At 74.1% G+C, this 25,319-nt stretch carries 20 protein-coding genes; 15 read left to right on the top strand and 5 right to left on the bottom strand.

Features of this window, described 5'->3' with window-relative positions; translation table 11 throughout:
* Positions 1–129: 129 nt before the first annotated feature.
* Positions 130–621, bottom strand: a complete 492-nt coding sequence (locus ACFXHB_RS38875; RefSeq protein WP_380580845.1) for a GNAT family N-acetyltransferase — start codon at positions 619–621, stop codon at positions 130–132.
* A gap of 1,153 nt (positions 622–1,774) precedes the next feature.
* On the opposite strand from ACFXHB_RS38875, the gene ACFXHB_RS38870 reads away from it, so the two are divergent.
* The 15 genes from ACFXHB_RS38870 (at position 1,775) to ACFXHB_RS38800 (ending at position 19,742) form a co-directional block, all read left to right on the top strand.
* Positions 1,775–3,139, top strand: coding sequence for a tol-pal system YbgF family protein (locus ACFXHB_RS38870; protein WP_380580843.1), 1,365 nt, complete (start codon positions 1,775–1,777; stop codon positions 3,137–3,139).
* A gap of 759 nt (positions 3,140–3,898) precedes the next feature.
* Complete coding sequence (locus ACFXHB_RS38865; RefSeq protein WP_380580841.1) at positions 3,899–4,108, top strand: hypothetical protein; 210 nt, start codon at positions 3,899–3,901, stop codon at positions 4,106–4,108.
* Between the two features lie 328 nt (positions 4,109–4,436).
* Complete coding sequence (gene mvk / locus ACFXHB_RS38860; protein ID WP_380580839.1) at positions 4,437–5,444, top strand: mevalonate kinase; 1,008 nt, start codon at positions 4,437–4,439, stop codon at positions 5,442–5,444.
* Complete coding sequence (gene mvaD, locus ACFXHB_RS38855) at positions 5,434–6,474, top strand: diphosphomevalonate decarboxylase (protein WP_380580837.1); 1,041 nt, start codon at positions 5,434–5,436, stop codon at positions 6,472–6,474. Before mvk ends, mvaD begins: the two co-directional genes overlap by 11 nt.
* Complete coding sequence (locus tag ACFXHB_RS38850) at positions 6,471–7,592, top strand: phosphomevalonate kinase (protein WP_380580835.1); 1,122 nt, start codon at positions 6,471–6,473, stop codon at positions 7,590–7,592. The genes mvaD and ACFXHB_RS38850 overlap by 4 nt, the downstream gene beginning before the upstream one ends.
* A complete protein-coding gene (gene fni / locus ACFXHB_RS38845; protein ID WP_380580833.1) occupies positions 7,589–8,680 on the top strand; it encodes a type 2 isopentenyl-diphosphate Delta-isomerase in 1,092 nt (363 codons plus the stop codon). Before ACFXHB_RS38850 ends, fni begins: the two co-directional genes overlap by 4 nt.
* On the top strand, positions 8,677–9,738 hold the full coding sequence (locus tag ACFXHB_RS38840; protein WP_380580831.1) for a hydroxymethylglutaryl-CoA reductase: 1,062 nt from the start codon (positions 8,677–8,679) through the stop codon (positions 9,736–9,738). The genes fni and ACFXHB_RS38840 overlap by 4 nt, the downstream gene beginning before the upstream one ends.
* Positions 9,739–9,740: 2 nt before the next feature.
* Complete coding sequence (locus ACFXHB_RS38835) at positions 9,741–10,916, top strand: hydroxymethylglutaryl-CoA synthase (RefSeq protein ID WP_380580829.1); 1,176 nt, start codon at positions 9,741–9,743, stop codon at positions 10,914–10,916.
* Positions 10,917–11,216: 300 nt separating this feature from the next.
* Positions 11,217–11,549: a chaplin family protein gene (locus tag ACFXHB_RS38830; RefSeq protein ID WP_380580827.1), complete on the top strand. Its 333-nt coding sequence runs from the start codon at positions 11,217–11,219 to the stop codon at positions 11,547–11,549.
* 37 nt (positions 11,550–11,586) lie between these two features.
* Positions 11,587–12,831, top strand: a complete 1,245-nt coding sequence (locus ACFXHB_RS38825) for a hypothetical protein (RefSeq protein ID WP_380580825.1) — start codon at positions 11,587–11,589, stop codon at positions 12,829–12,831.
* Positions 12,832–12,931: 100 nt separating this feature from the next.
* Positions 12,932–13,954, top strand: a complete 1,023-nt coding sequence (locus ACFXHB_RS38820) for a hypothetical protein (RefSeq protein WP_380580823.1) — start codon at positions 12,932–12,934, stop codon at positions 13,952–13,954.
* 335 nt (positions 13,955–14,289) lie between these two features.
* Positions 14,290–14,526, top strand: coding sequence for a hypothetical protein (locus ACFXHB_RS38815; protein ID WP_380580821.1), 237 nt, complete (start codon positions 14,290–14,292; stop codon positions 14,524–14,526).
* A gap of 4 nt (positions 14,527–14,530) precedes the next feature.
* Positions 14,531–14,890 carry a hypothetical protein gene (locus ACFXHB_RS38810; RefSeq protein ID WP_380580819.1) on the top strand — a complete coding sequence of 120 codons (360 nt, stop codon included), beginning with the start codon at positions 14,531–14,533 and terminating at the stop codon, positions 14,888–14,890.
* Between the two features lie 109 nt (positions 14,891–14,999).
* Positions 15,000–16,505: an ABC1 kinase family protein gene (locus ACFXHB_RS38805; protein WP_380580817.1), complete on the top strand. Its 1,506-nt coding sequence runs from the start codon at positions 15,000–15,002 to the stop codon at positions 16,503–16,505.
* A gap of 816 nt (positions 16,506–17,321) precedes the next feature.
* Entirely contained in the window at positions 17,322–19,742 is a 2,421-nt protein-coding gene (locus ACFXHB_RS38800; RefSeq protein WP_380580815.1) for a penicillin acylase family protein, read from the top strand.
* A 91-nt stretch (positions 19,743–19,833) separates the two neighbouring features.
* On the opposite strand, the gene ACFXHB_RS38795 is transcribed toward ACFXHB_RS38800, so the two are convergent.
* The 4 genes from ACFXHB_RS38795 to ACFXHB_RS38780 form a co-directional block, all read right to left on the bottom strand.
* On the bottom strand, positions 19,834–21,330 hold the full coding sequence (locus ACFXHB_RS38795; protein WP_380580813.1) for a hypothetical protein: 1,497 nt from the start codon (positions 21,328–21,330) through the stop codon (positions 19,834–19,836).
* Between the two features lie 321 nt (positions 21,331–21,651).
* Complete coding sequence (locus ACFXHB_RS38790; RefSeq protein ID WP_380580811.1) at positions 21,652–22,317, bottom strand: RICIN domain-containing protein; 666 nt, start codon at positions 22,315–22,317, stop codon at positions 21,652–21,654.
* 150 nt (positions 22,318–22,467) lie between these two features.
* Positions 22,468–23,589, bottom strand: a complete 1,122-nt coding sequence (locus ACFXHB_RS38785) for an RICIN domain-containing protein (protein WP_380580809.1) — start codon at positions 23,587–23,589, stop codon at positions 22,468–22,470.
* A 549-nt stretch (positions 23,590–24,138) separates the two neighbouring features.
* A complete protein-coding gene (locus tag ACFXHB_RS38780; RefSeq protein ID WP_380580807.1) occupies positions 24,139–24,942 on the bottom strand; it encodes a DivIVA domain-containing protein in 804 nt (267 codons plus the stop codon).
* Positions 24,943–25,319 lie beyond the last annotated feature (377 nt).

The raw sequence follows: 25,319 nt of genomic DNA, 5'->3' as shown, positions 1-25,319 counted from the left end.
GTTTTTACCCCCCCGCTTGCACACCCGGCCCCCCCCGGCGGCCGCATACACCCCCCGCTCCCCGGCCACCCGCCGGTGGGGGGGCCCGGCATCCAGGCCCCGGCCCACCGACCGTCCGCCACTCGGCGGCTACAAGGGGCGCTGCCAGGTCTGGCCGAGGAGGCGCGGCCCGAACGAGTCGTGCGGCTCCTCGCCGACGAGTTCGAAGCCGTGGGCCCGGTAGATGCGCCGGGCCGAGACGAGCACGTCGTTGGTCCACAGGGTGATCGCCTCGTAGCCCGCCGCCTTCGCGAACCGCAGGCACTCCTCGACCAGGCGCCCGCCGAGGCCCAGGCCGCGCGCCGCCGGATCGACGAGCAGCAGCCGCAGTTGGGCGGTGCGGTCGTCCGCGGGCACGCAGAAGACGCAGCCCGCCCGGACGCCGTCGACCTCGGCGATCCACGCGGCCTTCGGGCCGGTCTCCCGCCCGTCGGCGTAGTCGGCGACGATCCGGACGACGAGCTCCTCGAAGCCGAGGTGCCAGCCGTACTCGCGTGCGTAGAGCTCACCGTGCCGCATGGCGACCCACCCCAGGTCACCGGGCCGACCCAGCGACCGGATGACCACCTCGCGCTCTGCCATCGTGCCCTCCTCCACTGATACCACCGCGGCGGTCCACCGCCAGCTGGACCTGCTGGGCTGACCACGGCCGGGCCCGCCCGGCGGCCGTCGGGCGGATTCCCCTCACCTCTCGGCGTCACCGAAGCGGCCGGCACCGCGTCGAACACCCGGACGCCGCCGGACGGTTCGCGCACGGCGCGCGCACGCGTCGGAGATCGGCGCGCGGCCCCTTCCGCCACTCCGAGCGCCCCCCGCGCGCGGTTGCCGGGGAGCCCCGGCCGGTGTGAACTCGAAGGGAGCGAACGCCCGGCGCCAACGGGTCGTCGTCGACGGAACGGGGGGAACCACCGCGCCTGGAGGGGCCGTCACGCACGCTTCCACTCCGGCAGGAGAAGCGACTCCTTGACAGCTAGGTCCCGACTGCGACACGGCACGGACGCCAGGCGCCGTGCGACGGAACCGGATCGTCGTACCCGTACGCGGACGGCGGGGCAGGGGCCGAACCCGGGCGCGACCGGTGCGGGAGGCGCCGCCGTCACCGGGACCCGTTCCGCACCGGGCTCGGGCGGACGCTCCCCACCGACCGCGGACGCGCCCCACCCGCGATGACCGCCGAGGTCGGGCAGCTCCGCGACCGGGCCGCCCGGGCGGCGAACGGGCCACGGCCCGGGACAGCGCCGCCCTCGGCCGGACGGCCTGCCGGGCCGCGCGCGGAGCGCCCCCGTGCCACCGTCGCGGTCGACCGCCCCACCGTGCCCGACGGGCTCCGCGACGCGGCGGAAGGCGCGGCCGACGTCCGCGAGGAGGCCGACCGCCCACGCCACGCCCGGTGCCCGATCGAGGAGTTCGGGCGCGCGACCGCCCCCCGGGTGGTCCTCGGGCTCACCGGGCGCGCCGTCGCCGAGCCCCGGTCCCCCGGCGCCTTCGTCCGCGACAGCGGTGCCGCCGGAGCCCACCGGGCCGGACCCACGACCGGCCGGAGCCCGACCCGCGTGGGCATCATCCCGACCACCGCCGGTGGATCGGCCCTTCAACGCGTTCACGGACCACCTGCCGCGGACTTCTTGCCGGGCGTCCGCTTCAGGTGTCTGATGCGGCACAACTCCGCACTCGCCCATGGCCGCCCGTTCAGGCGTCGCCTGCCACCGGCGGCCCCTGTTCTCCTGGAGAGGCCATGGCACGCAGCACCCCGAACCAGCAGTTGAAGGAAATGCTGCTGGAGGCCAACTGGACCGCCGGCCAACTGGCCCGCTCCATCAACTCGGAGGGGAAGGCGCAGAGCCTGGAGCTGCGCTACGACCGCACCTCGGTCGCCCACTGGCTGAGCGGCTCCCGGCCGCGCCCACCCGTTCCCCAGCTGGCCGCCACCGTGCTCGCGCGCCGACTGCAGCGCCCGGTGCTGCCCGAGGACACCGGGCTGGCCCAGGACGCGGTCGGGTCCGGTCCGGCCTCGCCCCCGGCGGGGCCGAGCCCGGGAGACGATCCCCTCACCAGCCTGATCGCCCTGACCCGTGCCGACGTCCTTCCCGCCACCCGCTCCGCCCTGACCCGCCTGCCCTACGTCCCGGTGGCCGTGCCGCCCCCCACCTGGCCGACCCCGCCCGTCTTCCACACCGCCCAGGCCTCCGACACCGCGCAGCCGGGGAACACCGGCGTGCGGAACCTGCGGGAGATGATCGCCATCTTCGCCCGGCAGATGGACCACCACGGTGGCGGCCACGCCCGGTCCGCCCTCGCCGCGTACCTCGGCGAGGACGCGGCCCTCCTGCTGTCCCGGCCCCAAGACGAGGAGCTGCGTCGCGACCTCCTCACCCACACCGCCCAACTCACCCACCTGCTCGCCAACATGACCGCCGACACCGGCCGCCACGCGCTGGCCCAGCGCTACCTGTTAACCGCCCTCGACCTCGCCCACCGGGCCCACGACCGCCGCACGTGCGCCATCACCCTGCGCGCCCTCAGCCTCCAGGCCCTGGAACGCGGGCACCCCAAGGACGCCGGCGACCTCGCCGAAGCCGCGGTCCGCACCGCCCCGCACGTCGCGGGCGCCACCCGCGCCTTCCTGCTCACCCAGCGCTCCCTGACCCACGCCCACGGCCGCCGCCGCCGCGAGGCCCTGAGCGACCTGGTCGACGCCGAGCGCCACCACACCCCCAGCCCCGAGGGCCAGGGGCCCTTCGCCACCTACCCCCGCGCCGGCTTCCACTACCAGCGCGGCGAGATCCTCCTCGCACTCAACGAGCTTCCCCAGGCCCTGCTGGCCTTCGAGAGCTCCGCCCGCCACCGCCAGTCCCACGACCACAGGTTGACCGCCCTCACGCAAGCACGACGGGCGGAAACCCTGCTCCGCATGGGCCACCTCGACGCGGCCGGCGCCGCCTGGAGCGCCTTCCTCCAGCACTACCCCCTGCTGCGCTCGACTCGTGCCGATCACGCACTGACCCGCCTCCAGGCAGGCCTGCGCCCCTACGCCCGCCACCCCCGCGCCGCACACATCCTCGACGCCGCCCGGGCCGTCAGCCGGGCGCACGCGCCCTGACGGCCCTTCCCGGTCGTCGTCCCGAGGGGGCACGCCGGCCACCGCGGCCCGCTCGGCACCGGTCACCGCGTCCGGGCGGGGCTCCTGGCCATCAGCCGCGCGGCACCACAGGGACACGGCCGGATGGACAGGCGTCGAGAGACCGAACGCGGGAGGGTCGTTCACAAACCATTTGTACACCAACCCATGCATTCCCCCCACATCCTGCACCCGATCACCCCTACCGGGAAGGCACTCAACACTCAACACCCCTCCCACCTGGGCGTTTTATCCCGAATGATGCCCTTTCGGCCGGCCCGGGTCGACGGCGGCACCCACGGACTCCGGACCACCGGAGGGGGCGACGTGGCTCCCGGTGCCCGCGCCCCGGACGCCCCCCGCCGGCCCTCGCCGCGCAGGTCCTCACCCGGGCGACCGCCACGAACTCCTGGCCACCCCCGGACAGGCGGCGGACCCCCACGAGCGTTCAACGCGTTCACGGCCGGGGCCTTCCGTGCGACTTCCGCCCTGCTACCGAAGACGGTCAACTGAGAGCGGGTGACACCGCAGAGCCCCCGGACCGACGCCCAACCGGCAGCGCCCCGACCACCGCCCTCCGCGGTTGCGATCGGGTCGCGCACGCCGCCGGCCGATCGGACGGAAACGGAAACAGCGTTCGTGTCACCCCCTCCGTCCGACCCTCCATCGGCTTCGCCGTCGAGGGAGCCGTCGACGGCGAAGCCGATGATGTCCAGTCAGCGCACTGGAATCCGGACCACCATGAAGGACGTCATGAAGACCGTCTCGAACGGCATGGACTTATCCGACCTCGCCGTGATCCGTATGCGTAGTGATTCCGTACTGAAGTCCCTTCTCGATGCCAGGCGGGAAGCCGCCACCGCGCACGGGCTGTCCACGGACATGTCCGCGGCACTGAACGACCACCTGTCGAGCGGCGGGAAGCGGATGCGACCGCGCCCTGCGCCGTGACCGGGCCCTCGCCGCCCCGAAGAACGTGTCGTACCCGCCCGCCGTCGCGACGCCGCCGCGACAGCCGGCCGTCACGGCCACCGAGCGGATCTCCTGAGCCGTCGCTTCGTCCGGGTGACGTCGCCGCCGGCCGTCGGAGCACGTCCGCGACCTGATCGCCGGCAGGGCACCGACAGGCCTCACGCGGGTCCCCTCCGGCAGCCACCGGTCCGAGAGCCGCGGCCGGCCGGTCGGCACCCTCGGGTCCGGCCCCGTGGCCGGCTTCGTTCCCGTCGGCACGGCCGACATCACCGTGCCGCTCCACAAGACAGAGAGGAAGCTGAGAGCGTTGAACGCACCGACCTCGGCGGAGAGATCGTCAGGAATTCACCCCACCCGCTCGGTCGGCACCGGCCGGGCACACGCCAAGGTCATCCTGCTGGGGGAACACGCGGTGGTGTACGGCGCTCCGGCGCTCGCGCTCCCGGTGCCCCAACTGCTGGTCACGGCGAGCGCCGGGTGGGCCTCCCGGGCCTGCGACGATCTGAACGACGTGTCCTTCACGGCGACCGGATCCGCCCCCTCGCCGGTGGTCCCGCCAGCCCGCGACGGCCTGCGCCGACTGGCAGCGGCGTACAAGGCGACCGCCGGCGTTGGCCGCGGCCCGGGCCTCGACGTGGTCATCGACGGCTCGATCCCACCCGGTCGGGGGCTCGGCTCCAGCGCGGCGTACGCCCGCGCGGTGGTCCTCGCCCTGGCCGACCTCTTCGGCCGTGAGCTCACGGAGAGCGAGGCGTTCGACCTGGTGCAGACCGCCGAGACGGCAACGCACGGACGCTCCAGCGGAGTTGACGCGCGAGCCGTGGGCGCCGCCGCCCCGCTGCGCTTCCAGGACGGCCGGGTCCAGGAACTGAGCGTCGGCTGCGACGGCCTGTTGGTCATCGCGGACAGCGGCGTCATGGGCGGGACCAAGGACGCGGTGGAGCTGCTCGGCGAGGTGTTCCGGCGCCGCGCCGGCACCCGGCAGGGCTTCGTGGACCGTGCGTCGCGCCTCACCGACGAGGCCGGGCTCGCCCTCGCCGCCGGCGCGGCGGAGCGGTTCGGGGCGAGGCTCACCGAGTACCACGAACTGCTGAGCTCGACGGGCCTCAGCACCAGGAGGATCGACGCGATGGTCGGGGCCGCGCTCACGGCCGGCAGCCTCGGGGCCAAGCTCACCGGAGGCGGCCTGGGCGGTTGCGTGATCGCCCTCACCCGGCCCGAGCACGCGCGACAGGTCATCCGGCGGCTGAACGAGTCCGGCGCCGTCCACACCTGGGCCGTACCGCTGAGGGGCTCGGGCGACCATGTGTCCTGACCACCGGAGCACGGTGATCCCGCCCCGGGCTCGGGGTGCCGCGGGGAGCGCCGTCGCCGTCGCGCATCCCAACATCGCGCTGATCAAGTACTGGGGCAAGCGCGACGAACAGCTCGTCCTTCCCTGGACCGACAGCCTGTCGATGACCCTGGACATCTTCCCGACGACCACGCGGGTGCGCCTGGCCCCCGGAGCGTCGGACGACACGGTCACGCTCGACGGCGCGCCCGCCCGGGGCGAGGCCCTGCGCCGCGTCACCGCGTTCCTCGCGGTGGTGCGCGCCAGGGCGGGGCTGCGCCAACGCGCGGTGGTGGACAGCGAGAACACCGTCCCCACCGGGGCGGGCCTGGCATCGTCGGCGAGCGGGTTCGCCGCCCTCGCCCTGGCCGCCGCCGCGGCGTACGGGCTCGACCTCGACGCCACCGCGCTGTCGCGCCTGGCCCGGCGCGGCTCCGGGTCGGCGTCGCGCTCGGTCTTCGGCGGCTTCGCGCTCTGGCACGCCGGCACCTCCGAGGACGCTGACCGGGGCTCGTACGCGGAGCGGGTGCCCGCGGAAGGAGTCGACCCCGCGCTGGTCGTGGCGATCCTCGACGCGGGCCGCAAGGACGTGTCCAGCCGCGAGGCGATGCGCCGCACCGTCGACACCTCGCCGCTGTACCGGTCGTGGGCCGCGTCCAGCAGGGCCGATCTCCTCGACATGCGCGCCGCGCTGTCCCGGGGCGACCTCGACGCGGTGGGCGAGATAGCGGAGCGGAACGCGTTCGGCATGCACGCGACCATGCTGGCCGCGCGCCCCGCCGTGCGCTACCTGTCACCGGCCACGTTCACCGTCCTCGACAGCGTGCTGCGGCTGCGGCGCGAGGGTACGGCGGCGTACGCGACCATGGACGCCGGGCCGAACGTCAAGGTGCTCTGCCGTCGCGCCGACGCCGAGCGGGTGGCCGCGGTCGTACGCGAGGCCGCGGCGGGAGCACCCGTCCACGTCGCCGGGCCGGGACCGGGCGCCCGCCTAATGGGCGAGGACCGATGAGACCCCGTCGGCCGCCGGTGGTCCGGCGGGCGCCGGGCAAGCTGTTCGTCGCGGGCGAGTACGCGGTGCTGGAGCCCGCCACCCCGGCGATCCTGGTGGCCGTGGACCGGCACGTCACCGTCACCGTCACCGCCTGCCGGGACAGCGACGTCGTGATCTCCTCCGACCTGGGCGCGCGGCGGGTGCGGTGGCGGTGGCACGACGGCCGGCTCGACGTGTGCGGCGACCCCGACGAACGGCGGGCCGCCTCCGGCCTGTCGCACGTGGTGTCGGTGATCGAGATGGTCGGCCGGATGCAGGCCGAACGCGGCCTTCGGCTCCCCCCGCTGGAGGTCGCGGTCAGCAGCCGGCTGCACGACAACGGCACCAAGTTCGGCCTGGGTTCGAGCGGCGCGGTGACGGTGGCCACCGTCGCGGCCGTGACCTCCTTCTGCCGCCTGGAGCTGCCGCTGGGCACCCGCTTCCGCCTGGCCATGCTGGCGACCGCCGGCCTCGACGTCCAAGCCTCCGGCGGTGATCTCGCCGCCAGCACCTGGGGCGGCTGGATCGCCTACCAGGCACCCGACCGGGCCGCCGTGCTCGAACTGGCCCGGCGGCGGGGCGTGGAGCACGCGCTGCGCGCGCCCTGGCCGGGCTTCGAGGTGCGCAGGCTGCCGCCGCCCGCCGGCCTGCGCCTGGAGGTCGGCTGGACCGGCGCACCGGCCTCCACCGCCACCCTCGTGGCCGGCCCGGACGGGCGGCGGTCCTGGCGCGGCGGCGCGGCCCACCGGAGGTTCGTGGAGACCAGCGCCGCCTGCGTGCGCGCCTCGATCGCCGCGCTGGAGAGCGGGGACCAGCAGGGCCTGCTGGGCCAGATCCGGCGGGCCCGGCAGGCGCTGGCCCGTCTCGACAACGAGGTCGGCCTGGGCGTCTTCACGGCCGGGCTGACCGCGCTGTGCGACGCGGCCGAGGCCGTCGGCGGCGCGGCCAAGCCCTCGGGCGCGGGCGGTGGCGACTGCGGCATCGCCCTGCTGGACGCCCGGGCGGCACCGGACATCGCCGCCCTGCGCCGACGATGGGCCGCCGCCGGGGTGCGGCCCCTCCCGATCCGTCCCGCCATGGAAAGGAACGAGCAGTGATCGGTCAACGCAAGGACGACCACGTCCGGCTCGCCGTCGAACAACGGCGCGAGCACAGCGGACACAACCAGTTCGACGAGGTGTCGTTCCTCCACCACGCGCTGGCCGGCATCGACCGGCCGGAGGTGTCCGCGGCCACCGCGTTCGCCGGCATCTCCTGGCCGGTACCGCTGTACATCAACGCGATGACCGGCGGCAGCGCCAGGACCGGCGCCGTCAACCGGGAGCTGGCCGTCGCCGCCCGGGAGACCGGGGTACCCCTCGCCTCCGGCTCGATGAGCGCCTACCTCAAGGACCCGTCGTGCGCGGAGACGTTCAGCGTGCTGCGCACCCACAACCCGCGGGGGTTCGTCCTGGCGAACGTCAACGCGACGACCACGCCCGAGCAGGCACAACGGGCCGTCGACCTGCTGCGGGCCGACGCCCTGCAGATCCACCTCAACAGCGTGCAGGAGACGGTGATGCCCGAAGGAGACCGGTCGTTCTCCTCCTGGGCGCAGCGGATCGGGGAGATCGCGTCGGCCGTGGACGTTCCCGTGATCGTCAAGGAGGTCGGGTTCGGGCTGAGCCGGGAGACCGTCCTGGCGCTGCGGGACCTGGGCGTGCGGGCGGCGGACCTCGGCGGCCGGGGCGGCACGGACTTCGCCCGGATCGAGAACGACCGACGGGGCCGGGGGGACCACGCGTTCCTCGCCGGCTGGGGACTGTCCACCCCCGCCTGTCTCCTGGACGCGCAGGGCGTCGACCTCCCCGTGCTCGCCTCCGGCGGTGTCCGCCATCCGCTGGACGTCGCCCGTGCCCTGGCGCTCGGCGCCCGCGCGGTCGGGGTGTCCGGCGGCTTCCTGCGGACCCTGACGGACGACGGTCTGCCGGCGCTGATCACCCAGATCTCCACCTGGCTCGACCAACTGGCGGCGCTGCAGACCGTGCTCGGCGCCCGGACCCCCGCCGAGCTGACGCACTGCGACCTGCTGATCCACGGCGACCTCCGCTCCTTCTGCGCCGACCGGGGCATCCGGACCCGGGCACTCGCCCGGCGCTCCCGCTCCGCGCGCGCCTCCGACGATCCGACGGGAACCGCACCATGACCGACACACTCAGCACCGCAGGCATCCCGATGAGATGGGTGGGGCCCCTGCGCATCTCGGGGAACGTCGCCACCACCGAGACCCGCGTCCCCATCGCCACCTACGAGTCACCGCTGTGGCCCTCGGTGGGCCGCGGCGCCAAGGTCTCCATGCTGGCCGAACGCGGCATCGCCGCGACCCTCGTCGACGAGCGGATGACCCGCTCCGTCCTCGTCGAGGCGACCGACGCGCAGACCGCGTTCACCGCCGCCCGGACCATCAACGCGCGGGCCGAGGAGCTGCGCGCGCTGGTGCGCACCTGCAGCAGGTTCGCCGAACTGATCGGCATCCGGCACGAGATCACGGCCAACCTGCTGTTCATCCGGTTCGAGTTCGCCACCGGCGACGCCTCCGGGCACAACATGGCCACGCTCGCGTCCGACGTGCTCCTGAAGCACCTGCTGCGGACCGTTCCGGGCATCTCCTACGGATCGATCTCGGGGAACTACTGCACGGACAAGAAGGCGACCGCGATCAACGGCATCCTCGGCCGCGGCAAGAACGTGGTCACCGAACTCCTGGTGCCCCGGGAGGTGGTGGACGGCGTCCTGCACACGTCGGCGGCCAGGGTCGTCGAACTGAACATCCGCAAGAACCTGCTGGGCACCCTGCTCGCCGGCGGCATCCGCTCGGCGAACGCCCACTTCGCGAACATGCTGCTCGGGTTCTACCTGGCGACGGGGCAGGACGCCGCCAACATCGTCGAAGGGTCCCAGGGCGTCACCATGGCCGAGGACCGCGACGGAGACCTCTACTTCTCCTGCACGCTGCCGAACCTGATCGTCGGCACGGTGGGCAACGGCAAGGGGCTCGACTTCGTGGAGACCAACCTGGACCGCCTCGGCTGCCGGGCCGAGCGCGAACCCGGGCAGAACGCGCGCCGGCTCGCCGTGATCGCGGCGGCCACGGTCCTGTGCGGCGAACTCTCGCTCCTCGCGGCACAGACCAATCCGGGTGAGCTCATGCGGACGCACGTCCGGCTCGAACGCGACCACACGACGGCGAAGGACGAGGTGTAGTCATGCCCAGCGGTCCCACTCCGGGAATACACGACCTGTCGTTCGCCACGACCGAGTTCGTCCTGCCCCACACGGCGCTCGCCGCTCACAACGGCGCCGAGATCGGCAAGTACCACGTCGGCATCGGCCAGCGGGCGATGAGCGTGCCCGCCCTGGACGAGGACATCGTCACCCTGGGCGCGGCCGCCGCCGCGCCCGTCCTCGCCCGGCACGGCACCGATCGGATCCGCACCGTCCTGTTCGCGACGGAGTCCTCGATCGACCAGGCGAAGTCGGCCGGCGTGTACGTCCACGCGCTGCTCGGGCTGCCGTCGGCCGCCCGGGTCGTCGAACTGAAGCAGGCCTGCTACAGCGCGACGGCGGCCCTGCAGTTCGCCACCGCCCTGGTGCACCGCGACCCCGCGCAGCGGGTCCTGGTGATCGCCGCCGACACCTCCAAGTACGCGCTGGGCAGCCCGGGTGAGGCGACCCAGGGCGCGGCGGCCGTGGCCATGCTGATCGGCTCGGACCCGGCACTGGTGCGCATCGAGGAACCCTCGGGCCTGTACACCGCGGACGTCATGGACTTCTGGCGGCCGAACTACCGTGACGCCGCGCTGGTCGACGGGAAGAAGTCCGTCACCGCCTACCTGCGGGCGGTGGAGGGCGCGTGGACGGACTACCGCGAACAGGGCGGCCGCGCGCTCGACGAGTTCGGCGCCTTCTGCTACCACCAGCCGTTCACGAGGATGGCCTACAAGGCGCACCGCCACCTGCTCGACGTCGTCGGGCGCGACGCCGACCGGGACGAGATCGCCGGGGCCGTCGGGCCGACGACGACGTACAACGCCGTGGTCGGCAACAGCTACACCGCCTCGCTCTACCTCGGCCTCGCCGCGCTGCTCGACCAGGTGGACGACCTGACCGGGCGGCCCGTCGGCTTCCTGAGCTACGGCTCCGGCAGCGTCGCCGAGTTCTTCGCCGGCACCGTCTCCCCCGGCTACCGGGAACACCTGCGCACCGGCGCGCACCGCGAGGCGGTCGAACGGCGCCGGCCGCTCGACTACGCCGGGTACCGCGCTCTGCACGAGTGGTCCTTCCCGACGGACGGCGGTGACCACCCCACCCCGGCGCAGACCGGCGGACCGTTTCGCCTCGCCGCGCTCCGCGACCACCAGCGCGTCTACGAAACGCGCTAGAGGCCACGGCCCCCGCCGCGTCGGGCCCGCTGTCGAGACCGTCACGGACCCCGGGCGAACACGGCCGGGGCGGGGCGTGCGCGGGCCCTTTCACGCATCCTCCGCGGGCGCGCGGGCGTGCGGCCGGCGGACGCGGGGTCAGCGCGCTCCCCCGCTCCTCCCCGCATCGGAGGCGATGTCCCGATCGTCCGTATCCGGAGGGTACTTCCGTCGTTGACCAGCCCGTGGCACCGGGCGACCGCCCGGGCGCGGTCGGCACGCGCGCCGGCATCCGCCGGGGCGGTGCGCGGAAGGAGTGCGATGAGCAGGGTGACGGGCGACGGACACCAGACCGCGGGCAGCGGTGCGCGCACCGTGGGCAGGCGGATGGCGGTGGTGGGAACGGCCATGGGAACGGCCGTGGGGGCGGCGCTGGTCCCGGCCGGCACCGCGCACGCGAGCATCGTCGGAGCGGGCAACGCGGTGTTCGGCAACTCCTGTGCGACCCAGGGCGGCACGCAGGCCGCGGGAGGCACGGTCTCCGAGAGCGGCACGGCGAGCGGCAACCAGCTCGGCCTGCCGCTGGACCTGCCCCGCAACCACTGCGGGAGCAGCGGGATCGTCTGCACCGCCGTGATCATGCCCAGCGTCTGATCCGGTCGGCCCGGTGGTGTGCGAGGCGGGTGGTGTGATGGCCGGTCCAGGCGTGGTCAGCGTCTCACTGGAGGACCCGGCGGTCCGGGAGTTGGCGGCCCTGAGCGGGCACGGGGTACCGCTGCTGCGGGAGCGGGTGGCCCAGTGCCCTCGGCAGGGCGTGGCGCGGGCACTGCTGGCGCTGGCGACCGGCGGGGGCCTGAGCGACGAGGCGCTGCGCGAGGAGCTGGTGGTCGCGTACCGGGACGCGCAGGCGGTCGACGCGCGGTCGGCGAGCCTGGTGTACGGGGTGTTCCTCCACACCCACCGGCAGTTCCGGCTGACGGCCGATCACCTGGTGACGCACTTCGCCCGGTGGCCCGGCGACGAGGTGGCCTCGCTGCTCCTGGACGCCTTCCACGCCTGCGGGGACGCCGACTACCGCGCGCACGGCGACGCGCTGGTCGAGCGGCAGTGCGCGCTGGCCGGCGCGGACAGCTGGCCCTGGCTGGGCAGGCTGGCGTGGACCCGGGCGGAGCAGGGCCGGACCGAGGAGGCCTTCGACCTCGCCGGGCAGACCCTGGCCCGGAATCCGCGCGCCGGACTCGCCGCACACGCCCGCGCGCACGCCGAACAGGAGCGGGGAGCCGGCCCCGCCTCCACCGCGTTCCTCGACCGGTGGCTGGCCGTCGATCCGCGGGCGATGCAGTTCAAGCATCTGAACTGGCACGCCGCCCTGCAGTCGCTGGCCTGCGGGGACTTCGCGGACGCGCGCCGGCGGGCGGACGAGGTCCTGGGCCGCGCGGACGTGGGGATGCGCTCGGCGACGAACTGGCGGCTGCTGCTGGCCGGCCAGGAACCCGCCGGGCGCTGCGACCTCGACCACGTGCGGGAGCTGCTGGCCGGGCCGGGCGGGGCGGCGGAGGTCTTCCACACCTTCAACCTGGCGCTGGCGCTGGCGGTCGAGGCGGCCACCGACGACCTCGAAGCACTGGCGCGCCGGGCGGCCGCCGACGAGCGCCCCGACTACAGCGAGGTACTCGCCCCGGTGGTCCGGGCACTGGCCCACGTGACCGCGGGCCGGCCGCGCGCGGCCGTCGACCTCCTGACCCGGCTGGGCGCACGGGTGGAACGGATCGGCGGCGTGCGGGTGGAGCGCGAGATCGTCCAGGACACGCTGGCCCGCGCCCTGGTCGACACCGGCGAACACGCTCGCGCGGCCGCCCTGTTGCACGCGCGCGTCACCACCCGCCGCCACCACACCTACGAGGACCTCCTCCTCACCCCGCGCTCCGCGTCCTGAGCGGCACCCCGCGCCACCGCCCCGGCCCGGTACCCCTTCGACGGCCCCGCCCCGACCCGGGGAGGCCGTCTCTCACCTCCACCCCTCCGGGAGTTCTCCCATGGTCGTGCCCCAGCTGATCGTCGTCTCGCTGCGCGGCAGCGGCACACCGTTGCTGGCCCGGATCACCACCGCGCTCGGCTACACGCCCTACGGCACGATGAGCGGGATCCAGGACACCGGTGAGCGGCGGCCCGGCCCCGGCGAGGTCTCCCCCCTGCTCCGGGCCGCCTACGGCCAGGACGAGGCCGGACGCCTGCTGCGCCGGCAGCGCGACCACCGGGAGGAGCTGGAGGCCGCCTTCCAGCACGCGGTCAGCGCCCTGTGGCGGGTCTGGTGGACCAGGCTGGGCCAACCGGTCACCACCGTCTCACCGGTCGACCCCGCCGTCGAGGAGCGCCTGTCCCGGGTCCCCGACACCGGACTGCCCCGACTGCTGCCGGGCCGCGGCTGCTGGTACGTCAACAGCCTGGACCTGGAACGGGCCGACGCCGGGTTCCTGCGCGCCTGGCACGCCGTCGGACGACCGCCGGTCATCCACCACCACCGCGACGTACGCGACCGGATCATCGCCCAGATCCGGATGCTCTCCCGACCCGCCGGACAGGTCGGTTCGATGCCGGAACACCTGGTCTACCGCGACATCGTCAGCGCCCTGCCCACCATGGACGAGAGGATCACCCTCGCCCTGACCGACCCCGGATTCCCCGGCATGCGCGAAGCCCGCCGCTGCCAGTGGCTGCTGCGCCACCCCGCCGTCTGCGTGCTCACGCATGAGGAACTCGCCGGTCCCGCCCACGGTGGCACCGCCGAAGCCCGCGACCGGGCCCTGAACCGGCTGCTGACCGTCACCGGCCACCCGGACCCGGCCGCGGCCCTCGCCGCCCTGCCCGCCCCGCCCGCTCCGCCCGCTCCCGATGCCGGCGCCGGGAGCGCCGACCTCACCGTGGGCGGCTGGCGCGAGCACTTCAGCCCCGACCACGAACGCCTCCTCCGCCAGTACCACGGCGACCTCCTCACGCCCCCGCCCGGCCGGGCGACCGTTCCCGCGCCGTCGACGGCCTCGCCCGCGCGAGGCCGATGAGCCCGTGCGCGCGGTGCTGCCGGAAGCGGGCCGCCGCGGTCGTCGAGGCGGTGGTCGACGAGCGCGGAGCCGCCCGGGTCCGCCCGATGACGCGGCCTCCCGGGACGGCGGCGGGCCCGGCGGGTTCGAGGACGGCGCACGCTCTCGTCAGCGTCGGCGCCCGGTGCCGCCCCGGTCTCCGAGCGCCCCGCGTGCGCGGTTGCCGCGAGGTCCGTCCTGCCGTCCACTCGGAGGACGGGCTTCGCGCAGCCGGCTCCCCGTCCGCGGGAGGGGAGCGGTGCGGCCGCGGGCACCCGTTCGCACCGCTCGAATCCCGCTGGAAGGAGCGACCCGTCATGAGTGACTCCCGGTCGGAGTTCAGGATCGTCATCAGGTTCCTGCGCAGAATCGCGGACGACACGAAGGAGGCCGTCGACGAACTCCTCGACCGTGCGACGGACCTGGAGCACCGGCTGCGGGGCAAGGCCGTCGATCTGCTGAGGGACGACCCGGACGAGGACGCGCCCGCACGTCCCGTCGAGGAGGCCGGACAGGTCGCCCGCCGGTCCGCCGCCGGTCCGAGTGGTGGGTGAACCGGTGCCCCGGAGCGGACGGGTCGGCGCCGTCGGCGCCGTCGGCGCCGGCCCGCCGGGGAGCTCCGCCGCGGAGCGGGTCCTCGTGCGGTCCGAGGGCGGGCTGCTGGTGGACGCGCTCACCTGCCGGCGAGTGTCCCTGAAGGAGCTGGCCGACGACATTCGCCGCGGGCGCCGCTTCCGGGCGCGCGACGGCGTGAGCGGTCAGGATCGCACCTACCAGGTCCTCGCCCAGGTACTCGGGGTCGCCCTTGGCACCGAGTGGGTGACCGGCGGGCCGGGCGTGATCGGCGGACTGCTGGCCGCCGCCGTGCGCGAGGGCCCGTCGGCCGGTGGCGGCCCCGAGGAGGGGCCGCCGGGCTGAGCGGTTCGAAGGCCGCCCGCGCCCCAGGAGCCGTGCCGGTACGGCACGTCCCCGGCCCGGCACGACATTCCCGGTGGCGGCAGACGACCGCCCGGTCCCAGGAGGCGGTATGTCCGACCGTGGGCGGTACGTGTCCGGCGTCCTGGGGCGGCTGCTCGTCGACGAGCTGCGACGCCGGCGGAGCGGGCCGGGAGCGGACGACGGCGAGGGCGACGGGCGGGAGCGGGAACGCGCACGGGCGGTGCGGGAGGCCTTGCAGTCGCTGGGACCGCTGTACATCAAGGTCGGGCAGATGCTCTCCACCCGGCCAGACTTCCTGCCCCCCGCGATGGTCGCCGAGTTGGCGCAGCTCCACGACCAGGTCACCCCGGCGCCCTTCCGGGTGTTCGAGCCGGTCCTGGCTCGGGAGTTCGGGGCCCGCTGGCCGCGCCTGTTCCGCGGGATCGACACGGACACCGTGCTGGGAGCCGCGTCGCTGGCCCAGGTCTACCGCGCCGACCTGGCGGACGGCACGCCCGTCGCGGTGAAGATCCAGCGCCCCGGGGTCGAGCAGATCATGGCGCAGGACATGGCCGTCCTGCGCCGGGTCGCGCGCCTGGTCGCGCGGGCCGCGCCCCGGTTCACCACGGTGATCGACCTGCCGGCCATGCTCGGGGTGCTCTTCGACGCGATGGAGGGTGAGAGCGACTTCCGCAAGGAGGCCGCCCACATGCGTCACGCCCGGCGTCTGACCCGGGAGTTCGAGCACCTCACCGTCTCCAGGGTCGTCCTCGCGCCGACCAGGCGGGTGCTCGTCCAGTCCCTGGCCCCCGGCACCTCCATCCGCGACGCCGACCCCGCCGCGTTCACCGCGGACGAACGGGCCGGCATCGGGCGGGACCTGATGGCGTTCATGTTCCGAGGGTTCTTCCTGGACCGCTCCTTCCACGCCGATCCGCACCCCGGCAACGTCTTCGTCGCCCCCGGTCACCCGGCCCACCTGATCGACTGGGGCATGGTCGGGCGCATCGAGTCCAACGTCAGTAGGAACCTCGTCCTGGCACTGCTCAACCTGGCCGCCAACGACGGCGCGGGACTCGCCCGGGCCTGGGCCGAGATGGGACGCCCCACCCCCTGGGCCGATCTGGCGGGCTTCCGGTCCGACATCAGCACCCTCGTCCCGAAGGTCACCTCCGCGTCGCTGGAGGACCTCGACTTCGGCGTCACCCTCACCGCCGTCCTGGCCTTCGCCGTCCGGCGCGGCATCCAGTGCAGTCCCGCCATCGCGCTGCTCGGCAAGTCCTTCGGCAACCTCGAAGGATCAATCCGCCACCTGTGCCCGGAACTCTCCATCACCGACGCGTTCGCGGAGAACCTGCGCGCCATCATGTTCGGTCTCGCGGAGGAGACCCTCTCCGAGCAACAGGCCGCCCGCACGGCGCTGGAAATGATGATCGCCGCCCCCGGCGGCCTCCAGCAGGGCCGTGACATCCTGCGCACCCTCGCCGACAACGACCTCGCCCTGCGCATCGGTGAGGGTGCGGCCGGTCGGGGCGGTGCCGCGACCGGTCAGGGCCGGACCCTCGCGGCCGCCATCCTGGCCGGCGCCGTCATCTGGGCCGGCCGCAGGAGGTGACCCGCCCGGGCCCGCGGGGCGGGGCACCTGTCAGCTCTCGTTCCTCCCGCCGGGGTCGGCCTCGGGGCGAGGAGGTGGGGCCGGGCAGCTCCTTCGGGGTCGATCGGGCACGTCCGTTCAACGCGCGCACGGACGGACCACGGCCCGGCCGTTGCCCGCCGGATCGGGTCGGGGCCTTGATGGAAGCGCTCCGGCGGCCGCGGTGCCCCCCCGGGGCCGGGGCCGGGCCCTCCTCCGGCTCGGAACCTCCCGCCCCCGGCGGTGCCCTGCCTCGTCCCGCCGTTCGGACCGACCGGAGGTCGGCCCGAACGAGACGGTGCGTCAGAACGTCCGCCGGCACCGCCCTGCGCCGTTCGGAGTGGCCCGGCCGACCGGACCGGCGACACGTCCCAGCGGTCGTACTCACTCCCCCACAGGGCCCGTACGTTTGCGCACCATGAGCAAAGCCATCGCACGCGGCGCGTTCGCCCTGTCGATCGCGTCTGCCGCCCCGGCCGCCGGGGCAACCGATCGCCCCGGCGGCCGAGGGACACGATCTCGACCGGTTCCACCACCGGTCGGTCGGCCGGGCCACCCACAGGTCGGGGCTCCGCAGACAGCGGGCCCCGCACGGATCGAGACGCGCGACCGTCCCCGACCGAACCCGCACGATCCACCTCGGCCACCCGAACGACCGCGCCCGACGGGCCGTCCGTACCCACCTCCTGGAGGGCACGCTGCCCCCGGACCCGGCGTGCGGTACGTGACGTGGGCGGGGAGCAGGCCGGGCGCACACCCGAACCACGTTCTCATCCGACGGGAGCCGTGTTGAGCAGCATGTCATCGAAGGGTCTCCGGTCCCGGGGCGCCGGCCGCCGCTTCGCCGCGGGCGTCGTCTGCGCGCTCCTCACCGCGCTCTGCGCCGCGCCCGCCGCCGGCACTCCGGCGGGCCCCGGCGGGAGGGGGCTGTCGGCGGTGATCCGCTACACCGAGTACGGCATCCCGCACATCGTGGCCGACGACTACGCCGGGCTCGGGTTCGGCACCGGCTGGGCGCAGGCGCAGGACCAGGTGTGCGTCCTCGCCGACGCGTTCCTCACCGTGCGCGGTGAACGCTCGCGCTGGCTCGGCCCGGACGCCGTCCCCGATCCGCAGGGTTCCTTCGCCGGCAGCAACCTCGCGAGCGACCTCTACTTCCGCGGCGTGCGCGATGCCGGGACCGTCGAGCGGCTGCGGGCGACCCCCGCACCCGTCGGTCCCAGCCGGGCCGCGACGGAACTGGGCCGCGGCTGGGCCGCCGGGTACAACGCCTGGCTGCGCCGCCACCGGATCACCGACCCGGCCTGCGCGGACGCCGGCTGGGTGGGACCGGTGACCCCGGTGGACGTCTCGGCGCTGGAGTACGCGGCGGGCGTCCTCCTCGGCCAGGGCCGCGCGATCGACGGCATCACCGCCGCCGAGCCACCGCCGTCCGGCCCCGACCGCGGCGCCGCGCGAACCGTCGGCCCCGGACCCGGCCCGCGCGGGGCTCATCCCCGCACCGACGGACGGCCGCACCCCGGCTCCAACGCCGTGGCCTTCCACGGCTCGACGACGCAGGACGGCCACGGGCTGCTCCTCGGCAATCCGCACTTCCCCTGGCACGGCCCGCAGCGCTTCTGGCAGTCGCAGCAGACCATCCCCGGCGAACTGAACGTGATGGGCGGCTCGCTGCTCGGCTCCCCGACGGCCTCCATCGGTCACACCGCCGACATCGCCTGGAGCCACACCGTCGCCACCGGCGTCCCGATGAACCTCTACCAACTGACGCTGGACCCCGCCGACCCCACCACCTACCTGGTGGACGGCAAGCCCGAGCGGATGACCGGGCGCACCGTCACCGTCCCGGTGAAGGACCGCGCGCCCGTCACCCGCACCCAGTGGTCGACCCGCTACGGGCCCGTCCTCACCACGCTGGACACCACCGGTCCACTGCCCTGGACCCGCCGCACCGCCTACGCCGTCAACGACCCCAACGCCGTCAACCTCCGCGGCACCGACACGGCACTGGCACTGGCGAGGGCCCACAGTGCCGACGGCGTCCGCGCCGCGCTGCACCGCACCCAGGGCATCCCCTGGGCCAACACCGTCGCGGCCGACGCGCGCGGGCACACCCTGTTCACCCAGGCGCAGGTCCTGCCGCGCGTCACCGACGACGTCGCGCGGCGCTGCTCGACCCCGCTGGGAGCCACCAGCTACCCCTCCTCGGGGCTCGCCGTCCTGGACGGCGCACGCTCGGACTGCGCCCTCGGCACGGACCCGGACGCGCTCCAACCGGGCGTCTTCGGCCCCGCCGCGCTGCCCACCCTCCAGGACGCGCCCTATGTCGAGAACTCCAACGACAGCGCCTGGCTCACCAACGCCGACCATCCGCTCTCCGGGTACCCGCGCGTCTTCGGCACCACGGGTGCCCCGCCCTCGCTCCGCACCCGCCAGGCGCTCCAGGACGTCGCCGCGCTGGCCGACCGGGGGCACCTGACGGTCGAGGACCTGCAGCGCCACCAGTTCGCCGACCGCTCCTTGGCCGGTGACCTCTCCGCCGACGGCCTGGCGAGGCTGTGCGCGGCAGCGCACCCGGGAGCGCCCGACCGGGAGGCGACAGAGCCCGGGGCCACCGCCGCGGCCTGCCACGTCCTGGCCCGGTGGGACCGGACCCTGAACACCGACAGCCGCGGCGCGCTGCTCTTCGACCGCTTCTGGCGCCGACTCGTCGCCGGCACCGCACCGGAGGAGCTCTGGGAGGTGCCCTTCTCCCCCGCCGACCCCCTCCGCACCCCGCACACGCTGAACACCGCGTCCCCGGCCGTCCCCCGGGCCCTGGAGGGGGCCGTCGCCGAACTGCGCGACGCCGGGATCCCGCCGGCTTCCCGCTGGGGCGACTCCCAGTTCGTCGTCCGCCACGGCGACCGCGTCCCGATCCCCGGAGGATCGGCGGAACTCGGCGTTTGGAACGTCATCGACGCCCGGTGGGACCCGGCGGGCGGCGGGTACACCGAGATCGAATCCGGTGCCGCCTACCTCCAGGCGGTCGGCTGGGACGGCACCGCCTGCCCGGTCGCCAGGACCCTGCTGGCCTACGGGCAGTCGTCCGACCCACGCTCCCCGCACTCGGCGGACCAGACCGCGCTGTTCTCCACCCGGCGGTGGGTCACCTCACGCTTCTGCGAGAGCGACATCCTCGCCTCACCCGCCCTGCGCGTGGTGACCGTCGCCGAGTAGGGCGTGCCCGGGCGAGCTGCGCCACCGGGCCGGGGCCCGCCGACCCGGCGCGGTGGCGTTCGCCCACCTCCGTTCGGTCGGGTGCGGCCGGTCAGGGGGTGCGGACCCAGAACTCGATCGACCGCGGTGGGACGGTGATGGTGAGGGTGGGTCCGGTGAGCACGGGGATGTCCTGGTTGTTGGTGGCCGGGCCGTAGCGGTGACCCTGGAAGGTGCCGGTCGTCTGGGTGTTCACGGTGTAGGTGAACGACTGGGTGGCGGAGCGGTTGGTGATGGCGAAGACCGGCTTACCCTCCGGGGTCTTCCACGCCATGATCCGCTGGTCACCGAGCAGCGCGGACTCGTCGACGTGGTAGCGCACGGAGTTCCAGGGCAAGTACTTCACGAAGCCGGCGATGGCGTTCCAGTTCTGGGGGTTCCACGTCCAGTGGCCGACCGGGAGGTCGGGGAAGTGGCCGGGGCTGAAGTCGGTGTCGCTCGGGGGTCGCCAGAAGCCGAGGGAGTAACCCGGTGATTCGGCGTTGGTGGTGGGCTTGAGGGCGTGCAGCCAGAACCAGGTGGGCGAGTTCTGGAAGGTCATCCAGTTCATGATCGACTGGGCGGTGTTGATCGTCCGGTCGTCACTGGTCTTGTTGTCGAGGTACTCGAACTCGTTGTTGAAGACGGGCCTTCCGAGCGCTCCCGCGGTGTAGTCCCTCCCGATCGGCTTGATGCTCGGTATCTGTTCGTTGCTCGGCGAGCCGATGCGGTGGAAGCTCCAGGCGTCGACGTAGGACAGGGCGACGGGGTCGGCGGCGACGGCCTTGCCCCACGCGCTCTCCCAGCCGTCCCGGCTGTCGGCGTGGATCATCGCTCCGGGGTAGCGGGCCTTGACCTTGGGCGCGACGGCCTTGAACGTCTTCAGGTACCCCTCGGGCGTGTACTGGCACGTGGAGTACGTGTTCGAGGCGTCCGGTTCGTTCTGCAGGCCCCACATGGAGATGGGCACGCCGCGTGCGGAGAGGTAGTCGAGATCTCCGACCATGGCGTCGCCCAGCTGGTCGAGGAAGGCCGGCTCGACGGACGCGAGCGTGCCACCGATGTAGGAGCCGTTGCTCTTCCAGCCGGGGGCGGGTGACCAGTACTCGGCCGCCACGCCCTCCATGCGACCGTTGCTGATCATGTCGGCTAGCAGGGCGGTCTGGCCGGGGTAGCGGTCGATGATGTGCTTGCCCGTGGGGTCGAGGCCGCGGTGGTAGAGGCCGAGGGCGAGCCGGCAGTAGCGGAAGCCCCGATCGGTGCGGTCGCCCATCACCAACTGCCGGTAGAAGCGGGTCCGTTCGGCCGGCGTCAGGTCGTAGGGCACTCCGGAGACGGTGGTGGGCAGACCGTTGTTGCCGGAGCCGATCGAGTCGGACTGGATCTCGAAGCCGAGGCCGAGGATGGTCTGCTTGCGCGCCTGGTCGAAGCGGATGGTGTAGCTGCCGGTGGTGGCGGCCGCGGCGGTGGAGAGGTTGAGCAGCGGAGAGACGGCTACGCCGGCGCCGGCGACGGCCGCTCCGCGCAGGATGGAGCGACGGCTGATGCCGTGCGGCTCGGGTCTGGTCATGTTCTGCCTCCGTGCGGGTGGGGGTGCGGGTGGAGGTGGATCTCGGCTCCGAGTGGGGGCGGGGCGGGTGGCCTGCGGGCGCCCTGACGGCACCTCCACGACACGGACGCGCTCCCCGCGAGGAGCGTCGGGCGCACGGAGGGCCCGTCCTACGGGCCTCGGAGTGGCCTGAAGTTATCTGATATACGAAATGAGGGCAAGGGGTTTGGAGGAGCCCGAGTACCCCAACTCGCGCCGCGCCCACACGACCCCGGGCCGTACCCGCCGGTCGGCGGGTACGGCCCGGTGATCCACCGCCCCGTCAGTCGGGCGGCTCGTCCGCTACAGCCTGGACTCGTAGGTGCGGTAGAGCGACCGGAGTTCGTCCCCGACGTTGGTGGACCACCGCTGCTCCGGGGCGCCGTTCCCCCAGCAGTCGGTCGCCCTCACCGCCAGGGGCTCCTTGGTGGGGTCGTAGCCGGAGAGGCACTTGCCGGACTCGGCGTTGCGGATCGTGAACGACGCGTCGGTGGACGCCTTGCCGTACCACTGCTGCGACTTCGCCTTGCTGTCGCAGGCCGCTGCGAGGACCCGGTGGTAGGAGCCGTCGCCCTGGTACTGGCGGGAGTCGACGCACTGCCCGGTCGTCCGGCTGACGATCTGGAAGGTCCCCGCCGACCGGTTGACGGCCAGGCGCCAGAAGTTCGCGGGCTTCGCGTAGTTGATCGTCCGATCGGTCTCCACGGTCGTGAAGACCTGCTGATAGGCGAACCGCATGTCGTCGCGAAGGGTGAGCATCCGCTTCTGGTGACCCCCCACCTCGAAGACCGCGCAGTCGGCCTGACCCTTCGGCCAGTCGCAGGGGTAGAGGCTCTTGGGGGTCGCCGGCGGTGTCTGGGCCGCCGCCGAGGTGGTGACGGCGCAGAGGGCGAGCAGCGCGCCGACGCCGGCGGCCGCGAAGCGGGAACGACGGCGGGCCGGGCCGGTTCGGGCGGGCGATGAGGTCATGGGAGTTCCGATCGTCGGGAGGTGGAGGGCGGAGGGAGCGGGGCGGGGCGGGGCGCACGGGCCCGACGTGCCGCCGAAGGCCTGTCGTCGGGGATCGCGGTGCGATGCCCCGAAGGCCTTCGGCGGCCCGGGCCCGTGCGCCGCCGTCGGCTACGACCTGCAGGCCGGGGGCTGGGGCCCGGCGTTGATGCCGTACGTCGTGGAGCGCCCACTGGAGTCGTGGGCGATCGGCACCGAGACGGTGTCGTACGCCGTCCACGGGAACTCACCGGCGGAGAAGGTCCAGAGCCCGGTCACCTTGCGGGCGATCTTGTTGAGCGTGATCCAGCCGTACTGTCCCGCCGGGATCGTGTACGTCATCTGGTTGTTCACGGTCTCGGAGCGGGACCACACGGTCTTGTAGGACACCGTGAGCTTGACGGTCACCTTGGCGATCAGCGAGGGGGCCGATCCGCTCTCGAACGCCGTCTCGAACTGGCTGGTCAGTTCGTTGGACCAGCCGGTCGTCTTGGCCAGGCCGAAGGTGTGGGTCGCCGGTCCGGGGCTGTTGTTGTACCAGGGCAGCGACACGCACTCGGCGGGCACCGGGGCGGCGGGCGCCTCCGACTTCATGTCCCAGGAGCAGGCGGTCGGCGTCGCCTCGCACGTCTTGGCCGCGTACGTGACGGCGAGGTCCCTCGGCGTGGGAGCCGCGGTCCAGCCGGGGAGCGTCCACCGCTGGGTCGCGGCCGCCGTGCAGGCCATGGCACCGACCGGGTAGCCGGGCCGGAGCAGCGACCCCTTCCAGGGTTCCAGGCACCTGCCGGAACTCGCGCTCCGGATCATGAAGCCGGTGCCGCTGGGGTGGAAGTACCACTTCTGGGTCGGCGTCACCTGGCAGTCGGCGGCCTGGACGATGTTCCACTCCTCGACCGCGGCGCCGCGAACTTCCAGGCACTTGCCGAAGGCCCTGTTGACGATCCCGAACGAGCCGTCGGTCTGGTCGAGCCGCAGCTGCCAGGTCGTGCCCTGCTGCTTGCCCTGCATGGCCAGCTGTTCGGTGAAGCGGGCGTACGGGTTCAGCGCGATCGTCTCGCCTCCCGGGAAGGCGAGCGCGAAGCAGTTGGCGCCCGTGCCACCGGCCGGGCACGGCGGCCCCTTGAGGTCCAGGGCGTGGGCGTCGGTGGTCGCCAGCGGGCCGAGAGCGACGCCGAGGGCGAGGAGGCTGGTCGCCAGGGAGGCGACCACCACGCGTAATCTCCCGAGTCGAGCCCGCACGAATATCAGGTTCATGACATTCCTTACTCTCGCGATGTGTCGATGACTGTCTTGCGCACACCTCTGGGTGGACGTGCCGAAGCCGCCGCGCAGCTGCGGGCGACGCCGCCCGGCGCGTCGGACGACGGCCCGACCCGGCCGGCCGGGGAACGCCACGCCGTGACGGAGCGCTCCGCATCCCCCGCAGGCATCCCGGGGACGGCCGGGCCACCCCCGACGATCAGCCCGCAGGCGCGACAGCCGGACCCGGTCTCCGCGTCGCACCGCCGCCGGGATCACGACGGGCACGGGAGCACGGGAGCACCGGGCCGCGTCCGACGGATCGTCAGTTCCCTTGAGGTCGTGGCCACACCGTAGACGACACCGGCCGGTTACCCGCAAGGGCGCCTGCTTCCCCCGGGGAAGCAGGCGCCCGAACGACCGCCACCGGCGTTCCGGTGGCGACATCACCCCTCCAGGACCCGACCCGACCGGGCCGGGGGGGCCGAAACCGGGACCACGGCTGCCCCGGTGCCGACTCCACGGCTCACGCGCGGGAGGACGCGGCGGGCGTCGCCCGACGGCTCAGCGGGCCGGGTGGGAGTGCGCGGCGGCGCGGTGGACGGTGGCGGCGACCCGCTTGAGGAGCAGGCCCGGGATGGGCGCACTCGCGGACCGCGGCAGGGCCATCACCGCCGGGCCGGCCGTTCCGGGCGGGGGCTCGCCCGGGGGCCGGGGGTGGAAGGGCTGCGGGAGCGCCCGCGCGGGTCCGGGCCGCACCGCGGGCGAGCCGTCACCGGTCGGCGTCCCCAGTCGGCGCACCTGCTGCTCCAGGTAGCTCCGCAGGCGGCTGTGCTGCTCGCGTTCGACGGATCGCAGCCCCTGGATCGCGGCCTCCAGGGCGGCCCGGGTCGCCTCCAGGCCCCCGATGACCTCCTGGATGAAGGCCCGGGTGTCGCGTTCGAGGGCGTCGGCGCGGGCTCGCGCGGCCCCTTCGACGGCCTCGGCACGGATGCGGGCCGAGGTGATGGCGCTCCGGGCCTCGGCATGGGCGCCCGCGACGGCCTGGTCGGCGATCCGCTGGGCGGTTTCGAGGAGGTGGGCGGCCCGGTCGGTGGTGCTCGGGGGCCGGACCGCCGGGGCGGGAGCGGCAGTGCCACCCGGGGGCCGGAACGCCGGGGCGGGCGCGCCGATGCCCGGCACGGCGGGTGCGGCGCGCAGGACGGCCGCGGCGATCATCGCCCGCAGGTTCTCGTTCTCCCGCAGCAGGCGGGTGAGTTCGGCTTCGGCGAGATCGAGGAACTCGTCGACCTCGCCCTCGTCGTAGCTCTCGCGGAGGCGGACGGTGCTGAACGTGCGGGCGCGGAGTTCCGCGGGGGTCAGGGGCATGGGGCACCTCAACTGTCGGTGTACCGGATGGCCCGGTCGCGCCCGGCGCCTTCGACGTGGCGGTGGGCTACGGGGGGCGAGGCATCGGCGCGGGCATCGGTGGCCGGACGCGGATGCGCGGACGAGGCGCGGGAAGCGACCCCGGAGGCGGCGGCCGTGGGTGTACGGATTGCCGTTGCGCGCTTTCTATCCGCTCCGCTCGCGCTCCGTCCAGGGGTGACGCCGGATTTTGTGCTTTTGCCCGAACCGCGCCCCCGGGAGGCCTCGTCGCGTACACGTGAGGTCACGGTTCGGTGTACCGGCGGGCCCGGACCACCGTTCGACACTCCCTCCCCCTAAGGTGCCGACGCTCGACCGGCGTCCTGACGCCGGTCGAG

Source organism: Kitasatospora sp. NPDC059327, assembly GCF_042752535.1.
In the GTDB taxonomy this organism is placed as follows: domain Bacteria; phylum Actinomycetota; class Actinomycetes; order Streptomycetales; family Streptomycetaceae; genus Kitasatospora.
The sequence above is the reverse complement of the archived record's forward strand: the minus strand, read 5'-3'. Positions and strand labels throughout refer to the sequence as shown.